Source organism: Pseudomonas sp. NBRC 111123, assembly GCF_001320205.1.
Lineage (GTDB): Bacteria > Pseudomonadota > Gammaproteobacteria > Pseudomonadales > Pseudomonadaceae > Aquipseudomonas > Aquipseudomonas putida_J.
Window position 1 is genome coordinate 108,000 of sequence record NZ_BCAZ01000003.1, and the last position, 16,961, is coordinate 124,960.

Sequence of the window (16,961 nt, forward strand, 5' to 3'; positions counted from 1 at the left end):
TAGAGGTTCGGCAAAGGCATGAAACAGTAATGATGAACCAGCCTAACGCGCAGGGACAGTCCATAACTGGTCGAGCCGAGTCGTATAAGATTGACTCATCATCTCCCGGCACATCCTCCATTCGGGGGTGCGGGGGTCGCTCCCGGCCCGCACCGTTCCCCTGCCATACCGGTCATTGATCTTGTCGAGCGCTGACATCAGCCGGCCACTAGCCAGTGGCTGCGTTACCGCGAACAGATCATCGGTGAACTCGCCAGGCTGCCGCAGATCGAGCAGCAACGCCTCGGCCTTACTGTAGCGGTAGCCAGCCTGGTAGACACGCTCCACAGCCTCAGTTGCCGCCCTGGTCAACAGCAAGGTGTCGTTGGTGGGATATGGCAGGTCGACCAAGGCACCATTGGCGAAGTGCAGTTCATTGGGATTGAACATACCGGTGCGGATCGATACTCGCATGCGCTTGCACACCGAACTTTGGGCACGCAGCTTCTCGGCTGCCCTCCCCGTATAAGCGGCCACTGCCTGTTTAATCGGAGTCAGCTCCGTCAGGCGCTTGCCAAACATCCGGCTGCAACATATCTCTTGCTTTGGTGGGTCAGCCTCATCCAGTTGAAGGCAAGGAGTGCCGGCGAGTTCACGCGCCGTTTTCTCCACCACCACACTGAACTTGTCGCGCAACATCCTCGGATCTACCTTGGCGAGATCCATTGCCGTGTGGATGCTCATGGACTCCAGATGCACTGTCATCCGTCGGCCGATGCCCCACACCTCTTTCACATCAGTGTTACGAAGCACCCAGTCGCGCTTGAAGTCGTCGGTAATATCGACAACCCCACCTGTCTGCGCCTGCAAGCGCTTCGCGGTGTGGTTGGCGAGCTTCGCCAGAGTCTTGGTACGGGCGATGCCTACACCGACGGGGATTCCGGTGCAACGCAGCAACCTGGCGCCCACGTCCCGGCCGAACTGGGTAAGGCTGCCCGTAACGCCTGTGAGATCGGCGAAACACTCATCGATCGAATAGACCTCGGCCGCCGGCACCATCGACTCGATCAGGGACATGACGCGCTCGCTCATATCGCCATACAGCGCATAGTTCGACGAGAACGCCACGATGCCATGCTGGCGAATTTTCTCTTTCGCCTGGATGTAAGGCTCGCCCATCTTCACGTACGGCTTGGCATCGTATGAGCGTGCGATCACGCAGCCGTCGTTATTGCTCAGCACCACGATGGGTGTCTTAGCTAGATCCGGGCGGAACACACGCTCACAGCTCGCATAGAACGAGTTGCAGTCGATCAGCGCGAACACCTGATCACTGCGCATGGTCGAGCACGCTATACCGCACCACACCCCAGATGACCAGCTCGTCACCCTCCATGATGTACCTCGGCGGGTACGCCGGGTTTTCGGATTTGAGGATCACCACTCCGTCACGGCGGTGAAGCCGCTTGCAAATGGGCTCAGTGTTAACAGCTGCAATGACGATGTCGCCGTGCTCTGCCTCACGCCCTCTGTCTACGATGACCAGGTCACCAGAGTAGATGCCCGAGCCTTGCATGCTATCGCCCTCAACTTTCACCAGATACACATGGGGCGCGCGGAGGTCGAACAACTCATCAAGCGAAATATGACCTTCCAGATGGTCTGCTGCAGGCGACGGAAAGCCTGCCGGCACGTGGAATGAGTACAGCGATAGCGGTTCGGTACCGCCGGTTGGCGTACCTAAAAAAGTGATGGTAATGATGGGTGGTTCGATGCTAACTGTATGCATACACAGCAAATCCGGCAACGTTCGTTCTGTCAACCCGGGCAGCGAAATTTCTGACAGGCGAGAGGGAGTGCCGCCATTCGAGCCGAGCTTGACCCCACTACGCTTTCCTAATAGATTTCCAAATCTTGCATGACCATTTGACCTAAAATGGCCCGCCGTGGATTGTGCAATCCACAACCGTAGATACTCCTCTTGGATCGTACGATCCAAAAACCTTCCGCTGCGCCCTAGGCCAAAATGGCCTGAAAGCTTCGGACCTCCTGTAAGTCATCAATCCTCCGAAGCTACAACTCTTCCCTCCGTAAGACGCGCCTCAACGAATCTAACAATCGTTTGCCCGACTCAAGCCCACAATGAATCTTGAGATCACTTACTTCTTACCGCATCACGCCCCCAAAACTCCGCATATCATCCAGAACTCCTAAAGCACTACCCATAACTCTGGAGAACTATCCAAACTATTGGAGTACGATCCAAAATTCATTGTTATGAGAGGCAACCCGAGAGCATCAGGCGGTAGCTGATTATTTTTAATTAAAGCTGCAGGCCGCGCCGTGCCTGCCTTACAGAGACAGAAACGGCATTTAGCACTCCCTCACACATGATAAGCCTATTGACGCACCAAGATATCCGGTCAATGATTAACTTCATCAAACACAGCAATGTAAAAAAGCGCTACAACCTTGTGGTAGTAACGCTTTCTATCGGCTCACTAAAAGGAGATACGCATGATGCTCTACTTACTTGCCATCACCCTAGAAGTCTTGCGATTGATTAACAACATATTGCTGTGTTTTGGTGGATGCCTGTAATGACATCAGAAAAGCTGACCCAGTCCTATAGGCTGCCAATTCATTATTGCCAGTTCGCCAGTCACCTCCGCCCTGCTTTGCCGCTGGTTCATATTCCTGTAGCTGATATCTAGGCACTCGAAGTGGAAGCCGTCGAAGGCGCGCCGAATGTCAGGGTGGTCGTTTATGCTGACCATCACCTTGCCCTTGCACCGACGCATGAAGCCGGCCATGCGCTCGTACTCCTCGAAGGGGAAGTCGACGCCATAGCCGGCGGTCTGCCAGTACGGCGGGTCCATGTAGAAGAATGTGTGCGCTCGATCGTAGCGCTCGGCGCAGGCGAGCCAGGACAGGTTTTCGACGTAGGTGCCAGCGAGGCGCTGCCACGCAGCAGACAGGTTTTCCTCGATACGCAGCAGGTTGATGGCAGGTCCGGTCGTGGCGGTACCGAAAGTCTGCCCGGTGACCTTGCCACCGAAGGCATGCTGCTGGAGGTAGAAGAACCGCGCAGCACGCTGGATGTCGGTCAGGGTCTCGGGGCGCGTCATTTTCTGCCACTCGAAGATCTGGCGAGAGCTGAGCGCCCACTTGAACTGACGGACGAACTCCTCCAGGTGGTTCTGCACCACGCGGTACAGGGTGACCAAGTCACCGTTCAAATCATTCAGCACCTCCACTGGGGCGGGCTGGGGACGCATGAAGAACAACGCGGCACCGCCGGCGAAGACTTCGACATAGCATTCATGAGGGGGAAAGAGGGGATCAAGCGGTCGGCCAGGCGGCGTTTTCCACCCATCCAGGGGATGATTGGAGAGGTCATAGGTATGCAAGTCTTTACTGCATGGATAAACAGGTTTTAGGCTCGCCGCGCTTTGTGCACAAGGCAGAGGCCACGGCTGGACTTGCAGGAAGGGTCTGCGGGTTCGGTGGGCCGGGCTGGATGTTGACGCATCCGCCCGGCTCGCCTCTTTACTACTTGGTGACTTCGCGGACGTAGGCCTGACAGGCCTGCAGCGCAATCAGTCCCCGGTCGCCGTAGTTGGTGATGGCAACAATTCGTTGAGCATGCGCTCGGTCAAGTTGGGCGCGTATGGCTCCATGTACCACGCCTCCGGTGCTGGTGGCTTCACGCAACCCACCGTCACAACACTGGGCGGCAAAGGTGATTTCGGAGGGGGTGTTTTGAGTTGAGGCAAAACAATTGCAGCCATAAGCTGTTGCTTCCCCAATCGGAGTAATGCAATGGATATGAAAATCATCTCGTACCTAGGGCTGATCGTGGCCTTACTCGGCCTTTTGATGGCTTACATCAAGTTGGAAACCCGAGAGGTAAAACGACTTCAGCGAATCCTGTTCCGCGGCTGGGTGCTGGTTTCGCTGGCGTTTTTGACACAAGCATATGCTCGTGACCTGTACAAGATGGTCCAACCAGGTCAGCCGGTGAACATCGAGACAATTGTGGTTGGACATGGCCTGATGTTTGGCCTCGTCTCCTTTGCCGTGATTCTTCCAGTCCTACTCCTGCACTGGCGGAATGTTGATAGGACGGAATGATCTCGCCATAAAAGGAATCCGTGCACTAGAAGAGCCGATGCGGGGCGGCGATGCTTTGCATTCCATGATCGTTCCCAGCTAGCTGCCGAGACTGGCTCCCAAATCCAGCTGCCGACGCCGCTCGCCCCAGTGCGGCATAAGCTTACCCACCAAGCGCAGGCGCCACCCAAGATATCGCGCGTTTCATCGGATAGAACCCCCTGCGCGTCTGCTTTACCGTATGCCCTACCCGGCTCGCCCGCTCGATTGCACCAGGCTCCGCCAGCTCAGTTTCTCGTCGCTTCGCCCAAGCCACAGCCGCCTGTTTGCGGGCGAACGTCTGGCTCTCTTGGTAAACTGTCACCTTGTCGCGGTTGATGCAGATCTGAGCTGTGTAGCTGATGGTGCCGTCGGCCTTCTTGCGGGGTCTGATCGTTACCATGTTAATTGGTACACGTCCTGATTGGCTTGGTACATTGCACCAAGCGCGTGGTAACAACGCCCCACCCTCCGAAAATCGGTACTGAACACGTTGAACGAAATGACTGCAAAATCAGGCTCAAAGCCGGAAATCATGCGCCCTGAGCCCTCCCGCCGCTTCAGCGTTGCGCCGATGATGGATTGGACGGACCGCCACTGTCGGTTCTTCCTGCGCCTGCTCTCCAAGCAAACCCTGCTCTACACCGAAATGGTCACCACCGGCGCCCTCCTCCACAACGACGCCCACCGTTTCCTGCGCCACGACGTCTCCGAGCACCCGCTGGCCCTGCAGCTGGGCGGCAGCGTGCCGGCAGACCTGGCCGCCTGTGCCAAGCTGGCCGAGGAAGCGGGCTACGACGAGGTCAACCTCAACGTCGGCTGCCCGAGCGACCGGGTGCAGAACAACATGATCGGCGCCTGCCTGATGGGCCACCCGGCACTGGTGGCCGATTGCGTGAAGGCCATGCAGGATGCGGTAGCCACGCCGGTGACGGTGAAGCACCGTATCGGCATCAATGGCCGCGACAGCTATGCCGAGCTGTGCGATTTCGTCGGCCAGGTGCGTGAGGCCGGTTGCCGCAGTTTTACCGTGCATGCGCGAATCGCGATTCTCGAGGGGCTGTCGCCTAAGGAAAACCGTGAGATCCCACCGCTGCGCTACGACGTGGCCGCGCAGTTGAAGGCGGACTTCCCGGACCTGGAGATCGTGCTCAATGGCGGGATCAAGACCCTGGCGGAGTGCCAGACGCATCTTGCGACCTTCGATGGCGTGATGCTGGGGCGTGAGGCATACCACAACCCTTATCTGCTGGCCGAGGTGGACCAGCAATTGTTTGGCAGCGAGGCAGCTGTGGTGAGCCGCAGTGAGGCGCTGGAGCAGTTGCGGCCTTATATCGTGGCGCATATGGAAAGCGGGGGCGCGATGCATCACATCACCCGGCATATCCTGGGGCTGGGGCAAGGCTTCCCGGGGGCGCGGCGGTTCCGGCAGTTGCTGTCGGCGGATATTCACAAGGCGGCGGAGCCGTTGAAGGTGTTCGATCAGGCGGCGGAGTTGATGCAGGGGCGGTGAGGTTCGGAAAGGGATAGGGCTGCCGGAGCATTTCAGCGCCTGTGAGGTCGAGCGCCGCCCGCGCGGCGCATCGCGGATAAATCCGCTCCTACATCTGTTGCAACGTGGCCATGCCTGTCAGGCCATGGTTGTCAGCCGATTTGCACGGCTCAAGACATGCGCCAAGGCGGACGACCATGGCGTAACAGGTTCGGCACGTTGCAACAGATGCAGGAGCGGATTTATCCGCGATGCGCCGCGCGGGCGGCGCTCGATCTGATAGGCGCTAACACCCTCAAGATGAACCCCAGGGAACCTCGCGCCAGCTGCTGACTCGAATCATCACCTTCGGCAATTCCACCCTGCCCCACAGGCCTCTTGAGCGCCCGTCTGGGCTCGGGTAATGTCGAGTAAATGCACAGGACAGAGCACGCCATGACCTCCAAGCTGGAACAACTCAAGCAGTTCACCACCGTGGTCGCCGACACCGGGGACCTGGATGCCATCACCCGCCTCAAGCCGGTCGATGCCACTACCAACCCGTCGCTGCTGCTCAAGGCTGCCGCCATCCCGGGCTATGCCGAGCTGCTCAAGCAGGTGAAGGCCGATGCCAAGGGCAATGTCGACCTGGCCTGCGACAAGTTCGCCGTGGCTGTGGGCGCGGGCATTCTCAAGGTCATCCCGGGGCGCATCTCCACTGAGGTGGACGCGCGCCTGTCGTTCGATGAGCCGGCCCTGCTGAACAAGGCGCGCCAGCTGATTGCCCTGTACGAAGACGCAGGGGTATCGAAAGACCGCGTGCTGATCAAGCTGGCCTCCACCTGGGAAGGCATCCGCGCCGCCGAGAAGCTGGAAAAAGAAGGCATCCAGACCAATCTGACCTTGCTGTTCTCCTTCGCCCAGGCCCAGGCTTGCGCCGATGCCGGGGTGTTCCTGATTTCGCCGTTCGTGGGCCGCATCTACGACTGGTACAAGAAGAGTACCGGCCAGGAATACGTCGGCGCCGAGGACCCGGGCGTGCAGTCGGTCACGCGTATCTACAACTATTACAAGGCCAATGGCTACGACACAGTGGTCATGGGCGCCAGCTTCCGCAATCTCGGCCAGATCGAACAACTGGCTGGCTGCGATCGCCTGACCATCAGCCCGGACCTGCTGGACAAACTCGGCAGCGACCAGGGCGAACTGCCACGCATCCTGAAACCAGGCAATGTCGGCGAGGCCAAGCAGGTGCTGAACGAAAGCCAGTTCCGCTGGGCGATGAACGAGGATGCCATGGGCACCGAGAAGCTGGCTGAAGGTATTCGCCAGTTCGCCCGGGATCAGGAAAAACTCGAGAAGTTGATGGCTGAAAAAGCCTGATACATCTAAGGTTTGCCAGGCGGGCGGGAAATGTTCAGCATTTTCCGCCCGTTGTGTTTCTGCGGGCTGTGAACGCGTTCTGACTCCAAAGGCAAAATGACCTCATCCCCACTGCCCCTCGTACTCGCAGGCCCCGTACTGCGCCGCCTCGAACCGCAAAGGCTGGCCATCTGGCTGGTCGGCAGCCAACCTCTGCAACCCGAATTCAACGTCGACGGCACCGCCAAAGTCGATTGCCAGATCGTTGCAGTTGGCCAGCACGCCTTCATCCACCTGCTGGACATCCACTTCGCCGAGCCCCTGCCGCGCAACGTCGCCGTCGAATACGACCTGCTGATCAATGGCCAGGGCATTGCCGACTGGGCCCCGCACCTGCTTTACCCCGGCAGCCAACGCCCCAGCCTGGTGCTGCGCGAGAGCCTTGACCACCTGCTGCATGGGTCCTGCCGCAAACCCCATCACCCGGCCGCCGATGGCCTGCTCTGCGCCGACCGCCTGCTGCTGGCCTGCCAGCACCCGCAGGAACGCCCCGCCGCCCTGTTGATGACGGGCGATCAGGTTTACGCCGATGACGTCGCCGGCCCGATGCTGCGCGCCATTCATTCGCTGATCGAGCGCCTGGGGCTGTTCGACGAAGCACTGGACGGCGCGGTGGTCAGCGACAGCCAGGCGCTCTACCGCCATCCAGCCAGCTACTACCATCGCGCCGACCTGCTGCCTGCCCAGGCAGGCAACGAAACCCTGCGTGAGCGCTTCTTCGGCGGCAAGCGCAAGCCGATCTTCTCTTCCAGCAATGCCGACAACCACTTGGTGACCTTCGCCGAAGTCATGGCCATGTACCTGCTGGTGTGGTCGCCGCAGCCCTGGCGCATGATTGACCTGCACATGCCCGCAGGCCTGAACCCTCAGCACCAGCAGCGCTACCACGAGGAACTGCCGCTGATCGAGGCCTTCGCTGCCAACCTGGGCCAAGTGGCGCGGGTAATGGCCCACCTGCCCTGCCTGATGATCTTCGACGACCACGACATCACCGACGACTGGAACCTCTCGGCGCAGTGGGAGCAAACCGCCTACGGCCACCCGTTCTCGCGGCGGATCATCGGCAATGCGCTGCTCGGCTACCTGCTGTGCCAGGCCTGGGGCAATGACCCGGATACCTGCAACGGACTGGTCGGGCAGTGCCGGGCACTGCCCCGGCAGCAGGACCCGCTGATTGACGAGCTGCTGCGCTTCCAGGGCTGGCAGTACAGCCTGCCCAGCGAGCCACCGCTGCTGGTGCTGGACACCCGCACGCGCCGCTGGCGCAGCGAACGTGACCTGGGCAAGCCGTCTGGCCTGCTCGACTGGGAAGCGCTGTGCGAGCTGCAGCAGGCGCTGCTGGACCACCCTTCGGCAATCATCGTTTCACCGGCACCGATCTTCGGCGTCAAGCTGATCGAGAGCGTGCAGAAGGTGTTCAGCTGGCTGGGTTACCCATTGCTGGTGGATGCCGAGAACTGGATGGCCCACCGTGGCGCGGCCCAGGTCATCCTGAACATCTTCCGCCATTCGCGCACGCCGGGGCATTACGTGGTCCTGTCGGGTGATGTGCACTATTCGTTCGTCTACGAGGTGCTGATCCGCCATCGCCAGCGTAGCCCGCACCTCTGGCAGGTGACCAGCAGCGGCATCAAGAACGAGTTCCCACGGCGCCTGCTGGACGTGCTGGACCGGCTCAACCGCTGGCTGTACTCACCACGCTCACCGCTGAACTGGTTTACCAAGCGCAGGCAGATGGAGGTAGTACCACGTACGCCCAGCCGCAGCAGGGCTGGGGAGCGGCTCTGGAATGGGGCGGGATTGGGGCAGGTGTTCTTCGATGAACAGGGGCGGCCGGCGCGCGTGCTTCAACTGAGTGCGGATGGCGGTGAAGCGACTGAGTTTGCCCAGCGAGGGTGACAGGCCTTGTGAGTGGTGGAGGCCTTGCTGGCCTCTTCGCGGCTAAAGCCGCTCCTACAGGAATGGTGGGCCTGTAGGAGCGGCTTTAGCCGCGAAGAGGCCGGAACAGGCTGAGGGTCAGGTCCGCTCCAGCGCATTCACCAGGTCATGGAAGGCTTCGCGGTTGGAGTCGTTCAGCCCCATGAGAATCTTGTGCGCCTCCAGCACCTTGGAGCGCACCACATCCTCGTTCTGATCCTGCGATGGCAGGTCAGTCAGGCACTCAGGGCGTGGTACCGGGCGGTCGACGATGTTGAACACCTGGTCAAAGCCCATGGATTGCAGCAGGCGCGAAATATCCGGGTTGGTGGTGACCACGGTCGGCAACAGGCCCACCTTCTGCCGCGACAGGATCGACAGCTTGGCCAGCAGGCCCAGGGTGGTGCTGTCGATGCTTTCGGTTTCAGTCAGGTCGATGACAATGGTCGAGAAGTTCAGCGCGGTGAAAATCTTCTCGATCGTCGCATCCAGTGCCGAACACAGGGTCAAGCGCACTTCACCGACGAATTTCAGTACAAAGGTACCGCTCTGCTCGGCGAACTGGATTCTACCGGTACTCATTGAAGGTTCCTGCTCAACACCAATAGGGCGATATCATCCGGCATCTCCCCAAGCGTAGCCAATCCGAATCGTTGGCGCAGCCCATCCAGGCTACCACCCGCCGCCTTGACGATATCCGGCAAGGCAGCTTCTTTATCTTTGAGCGTGTGCCCCGGCAAAAGGTCCAGAATGCCATCGGACATCAGGCTCAGGCTGAACTGCGGCGGCAGCTCGATCACCAGGTCCTGGTAGCTCGCTTCGTCGAACAACCCCACCGGCAGGCCCCGGCCCTCAAGGTAGCGGGCCTCGCCTGGGGTATACAGCACCGGCAGCGGCAGATGGCCGCCCACGGCGTACGTCAGCAGGCCGGTTTCTTCGTCGATCACGCCACCCACCATGGTCACGTGCTTGCCCAGCTTGCAGTTGATCAGCCCGCGGTTGATGTGGCTGAGCACTTCCGAAGGCTTGAATTCACGCAACTTGCTGCTGCGCTTGAATTCGAACAACAGCCGCGTGGTCATGAACTTCAGCAACACCGTGACGAACGCCGAAGACGCGCCGTGCCCAGAGACATCAGCCAGATAGAAGGCAATGCGCCGCTCATCCACACGGAAGTAGTCGGCAAAGTCGCCCGACAGGTACAGCGAGGGGATGATCTGGTGCTCGAAGGTGAACTCACCGAGCTTCCACGGGCTTTCCGGCAGCATGTTCATCTGCACCTGGCGACCAGCGGTCTGATCCTCCTGCAGCAAGTGCAGGCTGGCCTCCAGTTCGCGGTTGGCCGCTTCCAGCTTGTCGCGGTAACGCTGGTTTTCCAGCACCAGGCGCGAGCGGTCGAGCGCCCGACGCACAGAGTGTTCAAGTACGGCCAAGTCTTCCAGAGGCTTGATCAGGTAATCAGCGGCACCCAGGCGCAAGGCCTCGACCGCATCGCTCATCACGCCGGCACCGGACACCACGATCACTGGCAACTGCGGCGCGCGCTCACTGATCTGGCGGATCAGTTCGAGGCCGCCCATCTGCGGCATGCGCAGATCGCAGATCACGAGGTCGGGCTGGTGTTCTTCGAAGACCTGGAGCCCCTGCTGGCCATTACTGGCCTGGAGGACGCTGAAGCCACTGTCTTCCAGATAGGCGGCGAGGCTCGCACGGACCACGTCGTCATCATCGATGATCAGCAGCGTTGCACTGATTTTCTGCATGTGGGCGAACGGCGCCGATTTGGGGTGGTGCAGGGGCGTCTGCAAGGCTGACATCCAACTGCTGGAATACTCTGTGGTAACGCTCTACTTGAGTTGTAGGCCAATAACTCGGGCCAGGCAACCGGCAGAGGCAACTCGTAAGGCGCAGACGGTACTCCCATCCGCCAGGCGTTTCAAGCATACGTCGGTCGAGTTCGCTGCTCTTTACAGGGCAAATCACCGAGAGTTATAAAAATGCCAACCAGTACAACCTATTGGGAAGGATGCAGCATGCCTCAGACGCCCTCCAATCACAGCGAGAAACGCGATTTCATCCGCATGCGCATCGACACCGAGGTCAGCCTGCTGCATGAGGGGCAGGTGATCGCCGCGGTGTGCCTGGACCTTTCCAGCGGCGGCATGCAGGTGCAGGCGCCGCAGCAATTCAAGGTCGGTGACCACCTGGAGGTGCGGATCGACTCTGATCACCCGGCACTCAGGGGCCTGCATGCCAGTACCGAGGTGGTGTGGATCGCCGACCAGCCCGCCGGGCAGCAGAAGTTGGGCCTGCGTATCCTGGCCATGCATTGAGCTGTTACAAAAACGGCGACCCTAAGGTCGCCGTTTTTTTTGCCTGCAACGATCAGAAGTCGTCTTCGACTTCGCCGTCATTCACCTTGAACTCGCGGTTCTGCAGGTAGGCATTGCGGATGAAGATGTACTTGTCACCCTGAATCAGCTTCTCGGCCGGCAACAGGCTGGCCCGTGTGTCGACCACGTTCAGGGCGAAGATCGAGTTACGCACCGGCACATCGTTGATGTAGCGGTAGGGTTCGGTGTAGCTGTCCGGGTACTTGGCCAGGCCGTCACGCACAGTACTTGGGCCGAGCAGCGGGATCACGACGTACGGACCGCTTGGTACGCCCCAGTGGCCGAGGGTCTGGCCGAAGTCTTCGTCGTTGCGCTGCAGGCCCATCTTGGTGCCGACATCGAAGAAGCCGCCAAGGCCGAACACGGTGTTGACGATCAACCGCGCAGTATCCACGCCTGCCGCATGGGGTTTGAGCTGCAGCACGTTATTGGCAAGGTTGGTCACATCGCCGACGTTGTTGAACATATTGTGGATGCCATCCTGCAAGAACTGCGGAGTAACCCACTGATAGCCCTTGGCCAATGGCTTCAGACCATAGGTGTCGATCGTATCGTTGAAACGGAAGATCGGACGGTTGACCGCTTCCCAAGGATCCTCCTCGGTGGCGGCATGGGTGGCTGCCACGGGCGCCAGCAGCAGGCTGGCGCAGACAAAGGCCTGGGTGACTCGTTCGATCACACCGGCACCGATCCTACGCATAGATGTTTCTCCATCGAATTTCTCGGCCGCAAGCGCAACGGATGCGCTGCTGTACGGCGGCATTATAGAGGCTTGCACGCTGATAATCAGCTTTACACATTTTTACTCAATAATTTGTGAACAACTGTTGCTCGTCACAGCACGGTAACAATCGTCCAATAGTCTGCGGACTATTTCAGGGACGTTACCATGCTCGCTGCACCTGCCATTACCGCTGTGCTGTTCGGCCTGCGCGGTTGCCTGGTCCAGGCCACCGACGGCAGCCCCCTGCCCGCCCCTGGCGCCCTGGATACGCTGGCCGGCCTGCGCCACGCGCAGGTGCCGTGCATCTGGCTGGACGACCTGAGCAGCCTGCAGAGCAGGCGCCTGGCCAGCGTGCTGCCGGACTGGCTGCCGGGGCACTCGGTCAACGGCGTGCGCTGGCCGGCGCCGAACGCATGCTGGCAGGCGCTGATGAGCCTGGACAGCGAACGGCTGGAAGGTTGCGTGCTGGTCAGCGGTGAGCCGAAACTGTTGCAATCAGGCCTCAATGCCGGCCTGTGGACGGTGGGCCTGGCTGGCTGCAGCCCCTCGTGCAACCTCAGCTCTGCGCAATGGCAGGCCATGACCCAGCAAGAGCAGGACCTGGCCCGTGGCAAAGCCACACTGGCCCTGTTCAGCCTGGGTGTACATTCAGTGATCGACCACCTCGAAGAGCTGGACACCTGCCTTGCGGACATCGCCCTGCGCTGCAGCAAGGGCGAAAAACCCTGATACAGCCCCATTGATGCGGATCATGCAAAGCACCAGCGAGTGGATTACGCTAGAGACAGGCGAGAACCTTTGCCGCTTCGCTGAGGTCCATGCCTTTGCCAAGCCATTGATGGAGAACAGCCAATGCCTGCCCGCGAATTGCAAGAGCGCTTGAACAGCCTGCGCGAGCAACTGGACCGCAACGTACCGCTTTCGGATGAAGAACTGGCCGCACTGCATGAAGAGGCCAGGCAGATCGAAGCGCAGTTGAAGCTCGAGGAAGCCACACCGGACAACAACGTGGTCGACGGGGTGAACCTGGCGATCGAACGTTTCGAAGCCGACCACCCGGATTTGACCGCCACTTTGCGCAGCATTGCCAACTCGCTGCACAGCATGGGGATATGAAACAGCCGGGGCCGCTTTGCGGCCCCAACTGCACAGAAATTATTGCCGAATCAGTCGCAGGTTCGCCGGGCTGATCGCGCCGGTACTGCGGTACGGGTTGATGTCCAGCCCGCCGCGACGCACATAGCGCGCATACACGGTCAGGTGCTCAGGCTGCAGCAGGTTCTTCAAGTCCAGGTAGATCCGCTCCACGCACTGCTCATGGAAGTCGGCATGCTGGCGGAAGCTGATCAGGTAAGTCAGCAGGCTGGCATGGTCCAGCGCCCTGCCCTTGTACTCCACCACCACGCTGCCCCAGTCCGGCTGGCCGGTCACCGGGCAGTTGGATTTGAGCAGGTGGCTGTGCACGGTCTCTTCGACAATACGCTCTGGGTCGCAGCTCAGCAGTTCCGGTTGCGGCTGCTCGTAGTTGTCGATCGCCACGTCCAGCGCATCAATGCACTGCCCAGGCAAGGCAACCACGCCCTGCGCCTCTACTTCCGCCAGGGTACGCACCTGCACACCCACCGGCTTGCCAGCCGCGGCCGACAGGTCTTTCACCAGGCATGCCTGCAGCTCGCCGATCGAGGCGAACACGGTCTGGTTCAACGAGTTGAGGTAGAGCTTGAACGACTTCGATTCGATGATGTTCGGCGAATCGGCCGCAATGGCGAATTCACCGATAGCCACGACCGGCTTGCCCGAAGGCAGCAGCCACGACAGTTCGAAGCAATTCCAGAAGTCCACGCCCTGCCATGGCAGGGTCTGGGCGGTCACACCCAGCTCCGCCCACTTGGCCGTGCGCGGTATCGGGAACAACAGCGAAGGCGTGTAGGTGGCAATGTATTCGCTGGACTTGCCCAGCGGGGAATGTTCGGCGGCGGGATGCATGGAAACTGACCTGAAGGTTCGAAATTGCCCCTAGTCTACCGGTTTTGCACCCCGCCTTGCAGGCCCGGTTACTCGATGGTCAGCACCCCGACCATACCGGCCTGGTAGTGCCCCGGTACATTGCAGGCGAACTCGATGGGTGCCGACTTGCGGAAGGTCCAGGTCAGCTCGGCGCGCTGGCCAGGCTGTACCAGCACGGTGTTGCCGGCATCGTGGCCATGGGCACCGTGGTCCATCGGTTTGGCAGGCGCATGGCCCATCTGCGAATGGTCCATGCCCTCATGCTGCATGGCGGCGTTGTACATCTTGCCCTGCATGGCGATCATCTCTTTCTGGTGCTCGGCATGCATGGCCTTGTCACCCAGGTTGAACTCATGGGGCAGCTTGCCTTCGTTGATGACCACGAAGCGCACGGTCTCGCCCGCCTTTACGTGCAGGCTGGTGGGCTCGAAGGCGATGTCTTTGAGCACCACTTCGACGGTGCGGCTGGCCTTGGCAGCCGGGGCCGGCTCGCCAAATGCGAAGGTTTTCGCTTCGCCTGCCAGGGTGGGCAGGCTGACCAGGGCCAGGGCGGCGGTGATGAACAGGTGTTTCATGATGACTCCGAAGATCACAGCGGGATGAGACCACTCTAGGAAGGTGCGGCTGGCGCTTGGCTGACAGGAAGATTACAACTTTGTCAGCTTGGGCGAGGCTCGAGTTAGTCACGTATCATTTCAGCCATCCCATCATCCCTGTGGGAGCGGGTTTACCCGCGAATGCTCTAGTGAACGCACCGACGCATTCGCGGGTAAACCCGCTCCTACAGGGAACCGCGTCAACCCTCTGATTGTGGATTGAGCATGAAACTGCTGATCGTCGAAGACCAGGCCCGCACCGGCCAGTACCTCAGCCAGGGCCTGAGCGAAGCCGGCTTCGCCACCGAGCTGGCCAGCGACGGCGAAACCGGCCAGTTCCTGGCCCTGACCGGCGACCACGACTTGCTGATCCTCGACGTGATGCTGCCCGGGCGTGACGGCTGGCAGATCCTGCAGGCCGTGCGCACTGCCGGGCTGGACACTCCGGTGCTGTTCCTCACCGCCCGCGACGCCGTCGAGGACCGCGTGCACGGCCTGGAACTGGGGGCCGATGATTACCTGGTCAAGCCGTTCGCCTTCTCCGAGCTGCTGGCCCGGGTGCGCAGCCTGCTGCGCCGCGGTGCCAGCCCCAACCAGGACACCACCTTGACCCTGGCCGACCTGCGCCTGGACCTGATCCGCCGCCGCGCCGAACGGGCCGGCACGCGCATCGACCTGACCGCCAAGGAGTTCGCCCTGCTCGAACTGCTGCTGCGCCGCCAGGGCGAGGTACTGCCCAAATCGCTGATTGCTTCGCAAGTGTGGGACATGAACTTCGACAGCGACACCAACGTCATCGAAGTGGCGGTGCGTCGCCTGCGCCTGAAGATCGACGACCCGCATCCGAACAAGCTGATCCACACCGTGCGCGGCATGGGCTACGTGCTCGAAGAGCGCCACGACTGATGCGCAGGCTTTCCCTCGGCACGCGCCTGGCCCTGTTGTTTGCCGCCTGTACCGCCGCCGTGTCGCTGGGCGCGGGGCTGCTGTTCAACCGTGCCAGCGAGCAGCATTTCGTCGAATTGGACCAGCAACTGCTGGAGTCGCGCCTTTCTCTGTTTCGCAGCCAGCTCGCCGGCCTGAAGAGCCCCGAGCAACTGCAAGCCCGCTTGCCAGCCCTGCGCAACGAACTGAGCCACCAGGCTGACCTGGCACTGCGCATTGATGGCCCGGACGGTGCGAACTGGTTCGCCAGCCGCGACGGCCTGCCTGGTACACCGCCGGCATCCGCGCTGACAACCCTGCACGCAGACGGCGTCGATTACCGCAGCCTGGCCGCAGCGCCAGACAACCACACCGCTGCGCGGCTGACGCTGTTTCTCGACATCACCCATCACCAGCACTTCCTTCAAGGCATGCAGCGCCTGATCTGGCTCACGGTCGGGCTGTCGGCCCTGGCCACTGCCTTGCTCGGCGCCTGGGCCGCGCGCAGCGGCCTGCGCCCCTTGCGCCAGATGGGCCGGGTGGCCGCCAGCGTGTCGGCGCGCTCACTGACCACGCGCCTGCCGGTGGCGCAGATGCCTGAAGAGCTGGCGGAACTGGCCACTACCGTCAACGCCATGCTGCAACGCCTGGACGACGCCTTCCAGCGCCTGTCGGCATTCTCCGCCGACATCGCCCACGAACTGCGCACGCCGCTGTCCAACCTGCTGACCCACACCCAGGTTACCCTCACCCGTCCGCGCAGCCTGGAGGAATACCGCGAGGCACTGCATGGCAACCTCGAGGAACTACAGTGGATGGCGCAAATGATCAACGACATGCTGTTCCTGGCCAAGGCCGACCACGGCCTGCTGGTGCCGGGGCAGACGGCGCTGGCCTTGCACGATGAAGTGGATGCATTGCTGGAGTACTACGCGCCGCTGGCCGAGGACAATGAAGTGCAGCTGCTGCGCGAGGGCCAGGCGATGTTGCAGGGCGACCGGCATATGCTGCGCCGGGCCCTGTCGAACCTGCTCGACAATGCCCTGCGCTTCACGCCGGCAGGTGGGCAGATACGGGTGACGCTGGAGCCAGGCTTGCGGATTTGCGTGGCCAATACCGGGGCGGCAATTGAAGCGGCGGCACTACCGCGGCTGTTCGATCGTTTCTATCGGGTGGACCCGGCGCGGCGGGAAGGTAGCAGCGAGCATGCGGGGCTGGGGCTGGCGATTACCCGGTCGATCGTGCAGGCCCATGGAGGGAGCATTCGGGCGCAGAGCCAGGATGGCTGGACAAGGTTTGTAATCGAACTACCTGAAACTCGGTGAAATGGGGGCTGCTGCGCAGCCCTTTCGCGACACAAGGCCGCTCCCACAGGA

16 protein-coding genes and 3 pseudogenes are annotated in these 16,961 nt (G+C 61.0%); 9 read left to right on the top strand and 10 right to left on the bottom strand.

Translation table 11 applies throughout. From position 1 onward, the window contains the following. Window positions 1-42: 42 nt before the first annotated feature. From umuC to APH27_RS26745, 4 genes and pseudogenes are all read right to left on the bottom strand, one after another. Window positions 43-1,320 (bottom strand): translesion error-prone DNA polymerase V subunit UmuC, encoded by a 1,278-nt coding sequence (umuC, locus tag APH27_RS02940; protein WP_060483934.1) that lies wholly within the window; start codon window positions 1,318-1,320, stop codon window positions 43-45. Further along, window positions 1,310-1,738, bottom strand: a complete 429-nt coding sequence (locus APH27_RS02945) for a LexA family transcriptional regulator (RefSeq protein ID WP_060483983.1) — start codon at window positions 1,736-1,738, stop codon at window positions 1,310-1,312. Before APH27_RS02945 ends, umuC begins: the two co-directional genes overlap by 11 nt. An 847-nt stretch (window positions 1,739-2,585) precedes the next feature. Continuing rightward, window positions 2,586-3,379, bottom strand: a pseudogene (locus tag APH27_RS02950) (DNA adenine methylase). Between the two features lie 152 nt (window positions 3,380-3,531). Then, a pseudogene (locus tag APH27_RS26745) lies at window positions 3,532-3,699 on the bottom strand (lysis protein); the annotation flags it as partial. A 102-nt stretch (window positions 3,700-3,801) separates the two neighbouring features. Here APH27_RS26745 and APH27_RS02955 point away from each other — a divergent pair. Beyond that, on the top strand, window positions 3,802-4,113 hold the full coding sequence (locus tag APH27_RS02955) for a hypothetical protein (RefSeq protein ID WP_060483935.1): 312 nt from the start codon (window positions 3,802-3,804) through the stop codon (window positions 4,111-4,113). A 211-nt stretch (window positions 4,114-4,324) separates the two neighbouring features. Here the strand turns inward: APH27_RS02955 and APH27_RS26750 are convergent. Further along, window positions 4,325-4,534, bottom strand: a pseudogene (locus APH27_RS26750) (site-specific integrase); the annotation flags it as partial. A gap of 132 nt (window positions 4,535-4,666) precedes the next feature. On the opposite strand from APH27_RS26750, the gene dusA reads away from it, so the two are divergent. From dusA to APH27_RS02975, 3 genes are all read left to right on the top strand, one after another. After that, entirely contained in the window at window positions 4,667-5,644 is a 978-nt protein-coding gene (gene dusA, locus APH27_RS02965; RefSeq protein ID WP_177331631.1) for a tRNA dihydrouridine(20/20a) synthase DusA, read from the top strand. A gap of 414 nt (window positions 5,645-6,058) precedes the next feature. Then, window positions 6,059-6,985: a transaldolase gene (gene tal / locus APH27_RS02970; RefSeq protein WP_060483938.1), complete on the top strand. Its 927-nt coding sequence runs from the start codon at window positions 6,059-6,061 to the stop codon at window positions 6,983-6,985. A gap of 96 nt (window positions 6,986-7,081) precedes the next feature. Continuing rightward, a complete protein-coding gene (locus tag APH27_RS02975; RefSeq protein WP_060483939.1) occupies window positions 7,082-8,923 on the top strand; it encodes an alkaline phosphatase D family protein in 1,842 nt (613 codons plus the stop codon). A 117-nt stretch (window positions 8,924-9,040) separates the two neighbouring features. Here APH27_RS02975 and rssC read toward each other — a convergent pair whose 3' ends face one another. After that, complete coding sequence (rssC, locus tag APH27_RS02980; protein WP_027919583.1) at window positions 9,041-9,523, bottom strand: anti-sigma factor antagonist RssC; 483 nt, start codon at window positions 9,521-9,523, stop codon at window positions 9,041-9,043. Then, entirely contained in the window at window positions 9,520-10,704 is a 1,185-nt protein-coding gene (gene rssB / locus APH27_RS02985; RefSeq protein ID WP_060483984.1) for a two-component system response regulator RssB, read from the bottom strand. The genes rssC and rssB overlap by 4 nt, the downstream gene beginning before the upstream one ends. 270 nt (window positions 10,705-10,974) lie before the next feature. Between rssB and APH27_RS02990 the strand changes: the two genes are divergently transcribed. Further along, window positions 10,975-11,274, top strand: a complete 300-nt coding sequence (locus tag APH27_RS02990) for a PilZ domain-containing protein (protein WP_027919581.1) — start codon at window positions 10,975-10,977, stop codon at window positions 11,272-11,274. A 52-nt stretch (window positions 11,275-11,326) separates the two neighbouring features. Here APH27_RS02990 and APH27_RS02995 read toward each other — a convergent pair whose 3' ends face one another. Next, window positions 11,327-12,034, bottom strand: coding sequence for a VacJ family lipoprotein (locus APH27_RS02995; RefSeq protein WP_027919580.1), 708 nt, complete (start codon window positions 12,032-12,034; stop codon window positions 11,327-11,329). Between the two features lie 189 nt (window positions 12,035-12,223). Between APH27_RS02995 and APH27_RS03000 the strand changes: the two genes are divergently transcribed. Both APH27_RS03000 and APH27_RS03005 read left to right on the top strand, forming a co-directional pair. Then, window positions 12,224-12,787 (top strand): hypothetical protein, encoded by a 564-nt coding sequence (locus tag APH27_RS03000; protein WP_027919579.1) that lies wholly within the window; start codon window positions 12,224-12,226, stop codon window positions 12,785-12,787. A 123-nt stretch (window positions 12,788-12,910) separates the two neighbouring features. Beyond that, a complete protein-coding gene (locus tag APH27_RS03005; protein WP_027919578.1) occupies window positions 12,911-13,174 on the top strand; it encodes a DUF4404 family protein in 264 nt (87 codons plus the stop codon). Between the two features lie 39 nt (window positions 13,175-13,213). Here APH27_RS03005 and queF read toward each other — a convergent pair whose 3' ends face one another. Together queF and APH27_RS03015 are read right to left on the bottom strand one after the other, a co-directional pair. Continuing rightward, on the bottom strand, window positions 13,214-14,044 hold the full coding sequence (gene queF, locus APH27_RS03010; RefSeq protein ID WP_060483940.1) for an NADPH-dependent 7-cyano-7-deazaguanine reductase QueF: 831 nt from the start codon (window positions 14,042-14,044) through the stop codon (window positions 13,214-13,216). 68 nt (window positions 14,045-14,112) lie between these two features. Continuing rightward, complete coding sequence (locus APH27_RS03015) at window positions 14,113-14,640, bottom strand: plastocyanin/azurin family copper-binding protein (protein WP_060483941.1); 528 nt, start codon at window positions 14,638-14,640, stop codon at window positions 14,113-14,115. A gap of 246 nt (window positions 14,641-14,886) precedes the next feature. On the opposite strand from APH27_RS03015, the gene cinR reads away from it, so the two are divergent. Further along, the gene (cinR, locus tag APH27_RS03020) at window positions 14,887-15,567 is read left to right on the top strand and encodes a two-component system response regulator CinR (protein WP_027919575.1); all 681 of its coding nucleotides are present in this window, start codon (window positions 14,887-14,889) and stop codon (window positions 15,565-15,567) included. Next, window positions 15,567-16,910, top strand: coding sequence for a heavy metal sensor histidine kinase (locus tag APH27_RS03025; RefSeq protein ID WP_177326709.1), 1,344 nt, complete (start codon window positions 15,567-15,569; stop codon window positions 16,908-16,910). Before cinR ends, APH27_RS03025 begins: the two co-directional genes overlap by 1 nt. The last annotated feature ends 51 nt before the right edge of the window (window positions 16,911-16,961 follow it).